Below are 8,874 nucleotides of genomic sequence, written 5' to 3' on the forward strand. Positions count from 1 at the left end.
GGTGACCTCGGACTGGTGGGCCGGTCCGCCGCCACGGCGGGTCAGTCACCTGCCGGACACCGACCCCGAGCTGCTCCGGGTGGCGCTGGACCCGCTGCCGCCGGCGGCGCCGGCGATCGTGCACTGTCGGCCCACCGTCGTGGGCCCCCTCGGCGACCTGGTGGACGTGCTCCTCGACGAACTGGACGCCGTGGCGCTCGCGATGTTCCCCCGCTGGCTGCCGGGAGCCGACCGCCTCGACGGGGGCGGGCCGCTGGGCGCGGCGGCGGTCCGCGCCCTCGCGGCCCGCGCCGCCGCCCGCTCCCGGCACTTCGGCCCGTTCCTCGCCGACCTCGCCGAGCGTGGGCTACGCGGCGCACGCCAGCCCGGTGGCCGCACCCGCTTCCCGGCGGAGGTACGCGCCGCCGGGCTCGCCCGAGTGATCGCCGAGGCGTACGACCGAGAGGGCTGCCTACTCCTGGTCGCTCTGCCCGAACTGGGCCCGGACGCCGAGCGGACGCTCGTGGCGGCGGCCGAGTGGCTGGTGCGGCACGGTGGTTTCACGGTCTGGCTGGCCGGCGCGCCCTTGCGCCACGCCGACCGGGTCCGTTCGGTACCGGTGGCGGTGCCGACGCGCTTCGTGGAGCTGGCCGGCCCAGCCGGTCGGATTCCCGACACTATCGCCCGGCGTGATCCGGTCGTGCTGGCCTGGCCGCCGATCGCGGGTGTACCGCGCGGCGACAGCGCAGCCGAGCAGGCGCTGGAACGTGCGCTCGCGCCACACGAGTGGGCGCGGGGCCGGCGGTGGAACCAGACGTACGAGTGGCACAGGCTCGGCGAGTCGTACCGGTTGGATCTTTTTTGGCCCGCGGAAGGGCTTGCGGTCGAGGTGGACGGCCCGGAACATCGGGGGCGAATCGCTTTCGCCAACGATCGGCGGAGGGACGTGCAGCTGCAACTCCTCGGCCTGGACGTGCTCCGCTTCACCAACGAGCAGGTGCTGTCCGACGCGCAGGCGGTGGTCGACGGGATCCGTCGGCTGCTGGCCCGGCGACGCGCGGGCGGCACGCACCCCCACGGAGATGAGACATCATGACGAGCCCGGCGGACGTCCCGAGCCTGACGCCGAACCAGATCAACGCCCTTGTGGTGCTGATGGTCGAGGCACGCCGACTCACCAACGTCGAGCTGCGTGAGCTGGCTGGCTTCGCGCTGACCGGCAGGGACAACGAGAAGCTCGTCAAGCTGGGCCTGGTCGAGACCGACCGGACGCATCGGCCGTTCGCGCACGAGCTGACCGACGAGGGCTGGCGGGTGGTGCGTCAGCTGCACACCGCCACGCCGCCGAAGCAGGGCGGCTCCGCGAGCCGGTCGCTGTTCACCGTGCTGTCCAACCTGCACCGGTCGCTGGACCGGCTCCGGGTCAGCCACGGCGACTTCTTCACGCGGACCGACGAGTCCGTCGCCGCCACCGCCGGCACGCCGGAGGCAGCCGCTCCGGTCGCCTCGGCCGCTCCGGTCGCCTCGGCGCAGGTGGAAGGGCTGGTCCGCGCGGCGTACCGGGACCTGGCGAAGGCCCCGGGCGCCTGGGTCGGCCTCGCCGACGTCCGGGACCGCCTCGCCGATCAGGACCAGGCCATGGTGGACGCCACCTTGCGGGCCATGGTCGGCCGGGACGACGTTCGCATCATCCCGGTGGCGAACACCAAGTCGCTGACCCCGCGCGACCGGGCCGCCGCCGTGCGGATCGGAAACGAGGACAACCACGCCCTGGCGATCGGCCCGGCGTGATCCCCGACGACCAGCGGACCGCCCTGGAGGCGGTGAGTCTCAGCCCGGCGGTCACCCCCGACGACGTCTGGCGGCCCAGCCGGCACAACGTGCCGGAGCTGCACGAGAAGGTGGTCGCGGAAATCCTGCGCGGGGTGGCCCGGGCCCGCACCGACGACACCAGCGTGCCGCTCGGCGTGGCCATGCAGGGCCGCGCGGGCGCGGGCAAGACTCACCTGCTCGGCGCGGTACGCGAACGCATCCAGCACGACGGCGGCTACTTCTTCCTGGTCGAGCTGGTCAGTGGCAAGACGTTCTGGGAGAGCGTCGCCCTGGCCCTGGTCGAGGGCATGGGCCGCGACGCGATCGGCTGGGGCACCCAGCTGCGTACCTTCCTGCGCCGGCTCACCGCGCAGCTCGGTCTGCCGGTCGACGTACGCGACGCGGTGGCGGGCACCCGACCGGTGGACCGCGGGCAGCTCGACGCCTTCGTCCGGGCGCTGCGCACCCGCGACCGGGAGGTCGGGCGGGACTGCCAGGACACCGCGCGGGCGCTGGTCCTGCACGGCGCCGTCGACTTCGAGGCGCAGGACGTCGGCTACGCCCACCTGATCTCCGAGCCGGGTGACCCGGCCGGGCGGGCGGCGTGGGGACTGAGCGCCGCGATCCGGACCCCACAGCAGGTCGTCCAGGACATCTCCCGGCTGATGGCGCTGACGCTGGACCCCACGGTCATCGCCGTCGACCAGCTCGACACCCTCTTCGCCCAGACCAGCACGTCGCTGCTCGATCAGCACGCCGGCCTGGAGGACGGCCAGGCCAAGGTGATCGGCCCGATCGCCGACGGCCTGCTCAAGCTCCGCGACGTCACCCGCCGCACGCTGGTGGTCGTCTCCTGCCTGCCGGACACCTGGGAGCTGCTGACCCGCAGCGCGCCCACCCCGGTCGGCGACCGGTTCCGCCAGGCGACCCTCCCGGACCGGATCCCCACTCCGCAGATCGGCCGGGCGATCGTCGCGAAGCGCCTCGCCGCCGCTTTCGCGGGCCCGCGCTACGTACCGCCTCACCCCACGTGGCCCATCGACCGCGCCGCGTTCGTCGACGCGCCCACCCTGACGCCGCGCGCCCTGCTGCGCCGGGTGGACCGCCACGTCGCCTGGTGCCGCGACCGGGACGAGGTGGTGGAACTCGACCGGCTCATCGAGGGCGCCGATGCGACACCGGTGTCGGTCGCCGTCGCGGGCGTCGGCGACCCGGCGACGGACGAGCGCCAGCTGCGCGAGCTGGACGCCCGGTTCGCGCGGCTGGTCGCGGCGGCGGACGTGGCGGCGGCCCTCGACCCGCACACCGAGGACGAGCGCATGCCGCCGCTTCTCGCGGCCGGTCTGGCCGCCTGGATCGCCGAGCAGGCCCCGACCGGCGCCACCTACAAGTACGATCCGCCGCCGGGGCGCAAGCCCGCCCTGCACGCGCGGCTGGTCGAGGTGCTCGACGAGGCCACCGAGAATGAGGCGCACTGGTGCTTCCGGGCGGTCGCGCACCCCAACGCGATCGCGGTCACCGCGCGGGTCAAGGCCGCCTGCACCATGGCGGGGCTCGACCGGGACCTGCCGCAACGCCGGCTGGTGCTGCTGCGCAACAGCCCGTGGCCGACCGGAAGGCGGACGACCGAGGTGCTGGCCGCCTTCGACGCGGCCGGTGGTGTCCGCTGCGGGGTGGCGGAGGCGGACCTGCGGGTCTTCGCGGCGCTGTCGGTGCTGGCGGCCGAGCCGTCCACCGCGTTGCAGGAGTGGCTGGTGCTCCGCCGCCCGGCCAGCGGCACTGCCCTGTTTCGGACGGTCCTGCCCGGGGCGGACCCGGCGCCCGGCGCCACCGTGCCCGCACTGCGGGACGAGTTGCCCACCGACGTCGCCGCGCCGCCCGCCGACGCGGCCAGCAGCCCGTCGACCGGTCCCGCCGCCGTGCCGGCACCCGCCGGCTCCGAGGCGGTCGACCTGGTGCTCGACGGCCGGACGCCCCACCCCGTCGCCGCTGCGGCCGACGGGCGCTCGATCGAGCTGGGACGCACCCTCGGGGGTGGCCATCCCTTCAGGGTCGACCTGGAGTCACTCCGCCGGCACACGGTCGTGTTCGCCGGATCCGGCTCGGGCAAGACGGTGCTCATCCGCCGGCTCGTCGAGGAGTCTGCGCGGCAGGGCGTCTCCGCCATCGTGCTCGACCCCAACAACGACCTCGCCCGGCTCGGCGACCCGTGGCCCGACCCACCGAGCGGTTGGGGTCCGGGCGACGCCGAACGGGCCGAGGACTACCTCACCCACACCGAGGTCGTGGTGTGGACGCCCCGGGTCACCGCCGGGCGGCCGCTGAGCTTCCAGCCGCTGCCCGACCTCACCTCGCTGCGCGACTGGCCGGACGAGTTCGACCAGGCGGTCCGCTCCGCCGTGGAGGCGCTCGCGCCGCGCGCCGGCGTCGACCGCTCGACCCGGCTGGCCCAGCAGGGCAAGGCCGTCCTCACCGAGGCCCTCCACGCGTACGCGAGGAGCGGCATGGTGGGCCTGCCGGGCTTCACCGAGTTCCTCGCCGACCTGCCCGACGGGGTCAGCCGGTTGGCCCGCGCCGACAAGTTCGCCCAGGAACTGGCCGAGACGCTCAAGGCGGCGATGGTCACCGATCCGCTCTTAGGTGGGGTCGGTGCACCGGCCGACCCGGGGCTGCTGCTGACGCCCTCGCCGGGACGGCGGGCCCGGATTTCGGTGATCAGCTTTGTCGGTCTCACCTCCGACCAGGAACGGCAGAGCTTCGTCAACCAGTTGCAGATGGCGCTCTTCGCCTGGATCAAGCGGCACCCTGCCGGTGACCGGCCACTGGGTGGGCTGTTCGTCATGGACGAGGCGCAGACGTTCGCTCCGTCGACCGGCAACACGCCTTGCACGGCCAGCTCGATCGCGCTCGCGTCGCAGGCCCGCAAGTACGGGCTCGGCCTGGTCTTTGCCACGCAGGCGCCCAAGGGTCTGCACAACCAGATCTCCGGTAACGCGACGACGCAGTTCTTCGGGCTGCTCAACGCGCCCGCGCAGATCGACGCGGCCCGTCAGCTCGCCGAGGCGAAGGGTGGGCGGCTCCCTGACATCGGCCTGCTGAACAGTGGCGAGTTCTACGCGGCTGGGGAGGGGTTCTCGTTCGTCAAGGTGCGCACACCGCTGTGCCTCACCCACCACCCGAAGGCGCCGCTGAGCCCCGAGGAGGTCGTTGCCCGCGCCCATCCCGACCGCTGACCGCCGACTACGCCGGTCGTGCGGCGATCCCCGCGGAGCGGCGAAGGCGGCGCGGGGGCGAGGCGGACACCTCCCGGCGCCCGTCGCGGGCCTGGTCAGTGACCCAACCGCTGCCGCGCGAGGAACTTCGGCACCACCATCCGCCACGCCTCCGTCACCAGCTCGGTCATCTGCTCGGGCCCGAGCCGGGTGAGATGACAGCACAGCCAGTTGAACCGCAGGTCCGACGCGCCGGGCAGGAAGAACAGGTCCGGTTCGGCGGCGACGAGCTCGTTCCGCTGCTCCTTCGGGTAGCCGAAGCCCATCGTCAGCTCGTCGCGGGAGAACGCTACGTAGACGATGGAGCCGACGCGGAACTTGACCCGGTCGCGGACGAGGTGCTCGGTGCTGCGGGGCAACGTCCGGGCCAGCGAACGGACGTCGGCGACGGTCACCACGGGTACGACGGTAACGGCGCCCACCGACAGTTCGTCGGAGGACCTGCCGGTGAACGTTGCGACGGCCCTGGGCGGTGCGGCCGGCAGGTCCTTGACGGGCCCGGAGCGGTCGCCCGGTCCGGGGCGCAGCACGTTTCGCGGGTCCGGGTGCGGCGAGTTGGCTGTCACTCGCCGCGCTCGGGCCGGACACCGGCGCTTCGGCGCCCGAGGTGCCGCGACCCGGTCGCCGGCCGCCGGCCGGCCGGGGCAGGATGGGCACGTGCACATCGAGCCGGTGGACTGCGCGCCCGAACAGGCGTTCCCGCGAGCGGTCCTGCGGCAGCGCTGGCAGGATCTCACCTTCCTGCACTGGGCGGTCGCGCCGGAACTGGTCGCGCCCCTGCTGCCGGCCGGGACCCGCCCGGACACCCTCGACGGGCTCAGCTACGTCGGCCTGATCGGCTTCCGCATGGTGGGGCTGGGCCTCGGTCGAGGGCCGGGGGTGCCGTACTTCGGGAGCTTCTGGGAGACCAACGTCCGGCTCTACTCGGTCGACGACACCGGCCGGCGGGCCGTGGTGTTCCGCTCGCTCGACGCGTCCCGGCTGGTCCCGGTGCTGGTCGCCCGGGCGACCCTGCGGCTGCCGTACATGTGGTCGGCGATGCGGCTCGACCGCGACGGCGACCGTTACACCTACCGGTGCCGGCGCCGCTGGCCCGGCCCGGTCGGGGCCACGAGCCGGATGGTGGTCCGGGTGGGTGGGGCCATCGCCGACCCGACCCCGCTGGAGCACTTCGTCACCGCCCGGTGGGGACTGCACACCCGGGCGTACGGGCGCACGCGCCACCTGCCGAACTGGCATCCCCGCTGGCCGCTGCACCGGGCCGAGTTGCTGCACCTGGACGACGAACTGGTCGCCGCCGCCGGGCTGCCGCCGCCCGCCGGGCCGCCGGCCAGCGTGCTGTACTCGCCGGGCGTGCCGGTGCGCTTCGGCCCGCCGGTCAGCCTGCGCTCGCCCGGCTGACCGCCGAGCCCTGCTGTGGCCGCACCGGTGGCCGCCGCCCGTCACGTCCCGCGATGGCCTCCGCCGCAAGGGCCGGCGCGGCGAACACCCGCACTGGTCGCGGGGGTTGCCGCGCCGGCCCGCCGGGTCACTGCTGGCGGTGATCCGGTCTGCTCATCCTGAAGCGGGCCAGCGTCTCCTCGGTGGCGTACCGGTGGAAGCCCGCCTTCTCCAGCACTCGGACGGAGGCCGGATTCGACAACTCCACGGTGGCGACCACGGTGTCAACATCCGGGGCGGCGAGGGCGAACTCCGCCAGCGCCCGGGTGGCCTCAGGGGCATAGCCCCGCCCGCGGCGGGACGGCACGATGCCGTATCCGATCTCGACGGTGCCGTCACCGGGCGGCCAGAACAGGCCGACCGAGCCCACCACCAGGCCACTGTCCCGCTCGACGATGAGGCGGTGGCCGTACTCGCCGAGCCATGCGGGGTGCTGGTCGAAGAGGCCGGCGATGACGCGGTCGCCGTCGGCGGGGAAGTCGTCCGCCCAGTGGACCGATCCGGTGTCGCCGAGGACGGCGGCGACGTCGGCGGCGTCCCAGGGCCGAAGGACGAGACGGGCGGTGGTCAGGTCAGCGTGGGCTGACGAGGAAGAGGAAAGCACGTGTCACTCCTGGTCGTTGGAACCGACCCGGACCGCGCTCCGCTATGGCGCGGGCCGGACAAGGGCATGCTGATGAGGGCCGACGACGGCCATATTCATCAACCTCCCTGTCCCGCTGGTCATGCGCCTCTCGCGTCGGCGCGACCCTAGCAACCTCTCCCGTCCCGGGCAACGCGGTTTCCCGTCGTTTCCCCGGGCCCGCCGGGCGGGGTCCCTGGGCGCCGCCCGGTGCGGCGCCCAGGGTTCCCGGGCCCGTCGGCCCGTCATCGGCTCACCGGGCGGCGCCGGCCGACCGGGTGAGCTGTCGGTGAGCGCGGATCAGTTCGGCGTAGCGCAGACCGCTCGCCTTGACCGTCCGTCGCTGGGTCGGGTAGTCCACGTGCACCAGGCCGAACCGCTTGTCGTAGCCGTACGCCCACTCGAAGTTGTCGAGCAGCGACCAGACGAAGTAGCCGGCGAGCGGGACACCCCGGCCGACCGCTGCGGCGCAGGCGGCCAGGTGCTGCTCCAGGTGGTCGGTGCGCTCCTTGTCCTCCACCGTGCCGTCCGGGGTGACCTCGTCCGGCCACGCCGAGCCGCTCTCGGTGACGATGATCTTCGCCGGCCGGTACTCCTCGTTCACCGCGACGAGCAGCCGCTCCAGCCCGGTCGGGCACACCTCCCAGCCCATCGCGGTCTCGACCGACCCGGGTACCGGCACCTGGCGGGCGCGCGGCGGCGGCCCGGCCGGGTCGTCGACCACCACCTGACGGAAGTAGTAGTTGACGCCGAGGAAGTCGGTCGGGGTGGCGATCACGGCCAGGTCGTCGCCGCGCACCGGCGGCTCCACGCCGTACGCGGCGAGCATGTCGGCGGGGTAGCCGCGGCCGTGCACCGGGTCCAACCACCAGCGGTTGACGTGGCCGTCCATCCGCCGGGCCGCCGCGACGTCCGCCGGCCGGTCGGTCGCCGGCTCGACCGGGCTGAGGTTGAGCACCAGCCCGACCGACGCCGGGCGGGCGGCGTTCGCCCGGATCGCCCGGGTGGCCAGCCCGTGTCCGAGCAGCACGTGGTGCGAGGCACGCACGGCCCGGGTCAGGTCCCGCTCGCCCGGGGCCATCCGCCCCTCCAGGTGCCCGATCCAGCACACGCACAGCGGCTCGTTGACGGTGGTCCAGTCCGCCACCCGGTCGCCGAGGCGGGCGGCCACCACGGCGGCGTAGTCGGCGAACGCCTCGGCGGTCGACCGCTCCGGCCAGCCGCCCCGGTCCTGGAGCACCTGCGGCAGGTCCCAGTGGTAGAGCGTGACGAACGGTCGGATCCCGGCGGCCAGCACCGCGTCGACCAGCCGGTCGTAGAAGTCCAGCCCCTTCGGGTTGACCGCGCCGACGCCGTCCGGGCGCACCCGGGGCCAGGCCACCGAGAGCCGGTACGCGTCGACGCCGAGGCGCCGCATCAGCCCCACGTCCTCCGGCCACCGGTGGTAGTGGTCGCAGGCGGCGGCGCCGGTGTCGCCGTTGTCGACGGCTCCCGGAACGCGGCAGAACGTGTCCCAGATGGACGGCGTCCTGCCATCGGTGTCGACGGCGCCCTCGATCTGGTACGCCGAGGTGGCCACGCCCCACAGGAAGTCGGGCGGCAGGTTGGACAGGTCCGGCACTTCGCGGTTCTCCTCATGGCGCGCGGTGAACATGGCTGTGAAGGTGGGTGTTGGCTGGCCTGGGGCTGGCTGGCAGGGTCAGCGTCATGATCGCGGCTGGGTGTGGCTCATGAAAATGGTGGCCCCAC

The 8,874-nt window shown here is 74.0% G+C and carries 7 protein-coding genes; 4 read left to right on the plus strand and 3 right to left on the minus strand.

Going from position 1 to position 8,874, the window contains the following annotated elements; all coding sequences use genetic code 11:
* Nucleotide 1: 1 nt before the first annotated feature.
* Genes ACGF7U_RS31610 through ACGF7U_RS31620 form a run of 3 tightly spaced genes read left to right on the plus strand, consistent with a single transcriptional unit; the run spans nucleotide 2 to nucleotide 5,024 of the window.
* Nucleotides 2–1,075, plus strand: coding sequence for an endonuclease domain-containing protein (locus ACGF7U_RS31610; RefSeq protein WP_393113023.1), 1,074 nt, complete (start codon nucleotides 2–4; stop codon nucleotides 1,073–1,075).
* The gene (locus tag ACGF7U_RS31615; RefSeq protein ID WP_393113025.1) at nucleotides 1,072–1,770 is read left to right on the plus strand and encodes a hypothetical protein; all 699 of its coding nucleotides are present in this window, start codon (nucleotides 1,072–1,074) and stop codon (nucleotides 1,768–1,770) included. The genes ACGF7U_RS31610 and ACGF7U_RS31615 overlap by 4 nt, the downstream gene beginning before the upstream one ends.
* A complete protein-coding gene (locus ACGF7U_RS31620) occupies nucleotides 1,767–5,024 on the plus strand; it encodes an ATP-binding protein (RefSeq protein ID WP_393113027.1) in 3,258 nt (1,085 codons plus the stop codon). Before ACGF7U_RS31615 ends, ACGF7U_RS31620 begins: the two co-directional genes overlap by 4 nt.
* Nucleotides 5,025–5,119: 95 nt before the next feature.
* Here ACGF7U_RS31620 and ACGF7U_RS31625 read toward each other — a convergent pair whose 3' ends face one another.
* On the minus strand, nucleotides 5,120–5,461 hold the full coding sequence (locus ACGF7U_RS31625; protein WP_393113029.1) for an MmcQ/YjbR family DNA-binding protein: 342 nt from the start codon (nucleotides 5,459–5,461) through the stop codon (nucleotides 5,120–5,122).
* Between the two features lie 259 nt (nucleotides 5,462–5,720).
* On the opposite strand from ACGF7U_RS31625, the gene ACGF7U_RS31630 reads away from it, so the two are divergent.
* The gene (locus ACGF7U_RS31630; RefSeq protein ID WP_393113031.1) at nucleotides 5,721–6,464 is read left to right on the plus strand and encodes a YqjF family protein; all 744 of its coding nucleotides are present in this window, start codon (nucleotides 5,721–5,723) and stop codon (nucleotides 6,462–6,464) included.
* A 127-nt stretch (nucleotides 6,465–6,591) separates the two neighbouring features.
* Here the strand turns inward: ACGF7U_RS31630 and ACGF7U_RS31635 are convergent, their stop codons facing one another.
* Both ACGF7U_RS31635 and ACGF7U_RS31640 read right to left on the minus strand, forming a co-directional pair.
* On the minus strand, nucleotides 6,592–7,107 hold the full coding sequence (locus ACGF7U_RS31635; RefSeq protein WP_393113033.1) for a GNAT family N-acetyltransferase: 516 nt from the start codon (nucleotides 7,105–7,107) through the stop codon (nucleotides 6,592–6,594).
* A gap of 271 nt (nucleotides 7,108–7,378) precedes the next feature.
* Nucleotides 7,379–8,779 carry a GH1 family beta-glucosidase gene (locus ACGF7U_RS31640; protein ID WP_393113035.1) on the minus strand — a complete coding sequence of 467 codons (1,401 nt, stop codon included), beginning with the start codon at nucleotides 8,777–8,779 and terminating at the stop codon, nucleotides 7,379–7,381.
* Nucleotides 8,780–8,874: the final 95 nt, after the last annotated feature.

The sequence above is a fragment of the Micromonospora sp. NPDC047670 genome (genome assembly GCF_043204915.1).
Lineage (GTDB): Bacteria > Actinomycetota > Actinomycetes > Mycobacteriales > Micromonosporaceae > Micromonospora.

Excerpts from the sequence above, each read along its gene's own strand:
- ACGF7U_RS31615 (WP_393113025.1), top strand. The coding sequence starts at position 1,072 with ATGACGAGCCCGGCGGACGTCCCGAGCCTGACGCCGAACCAGATCAAC.
- ACGF7U_RS31640 (WP_393113035.1), bottom strand. The coding sequence starts at position 8,779 with ATGTTCACCGCGCGCCATGAGGAGAACCGCGAAGTGCCGGACCTGTCC.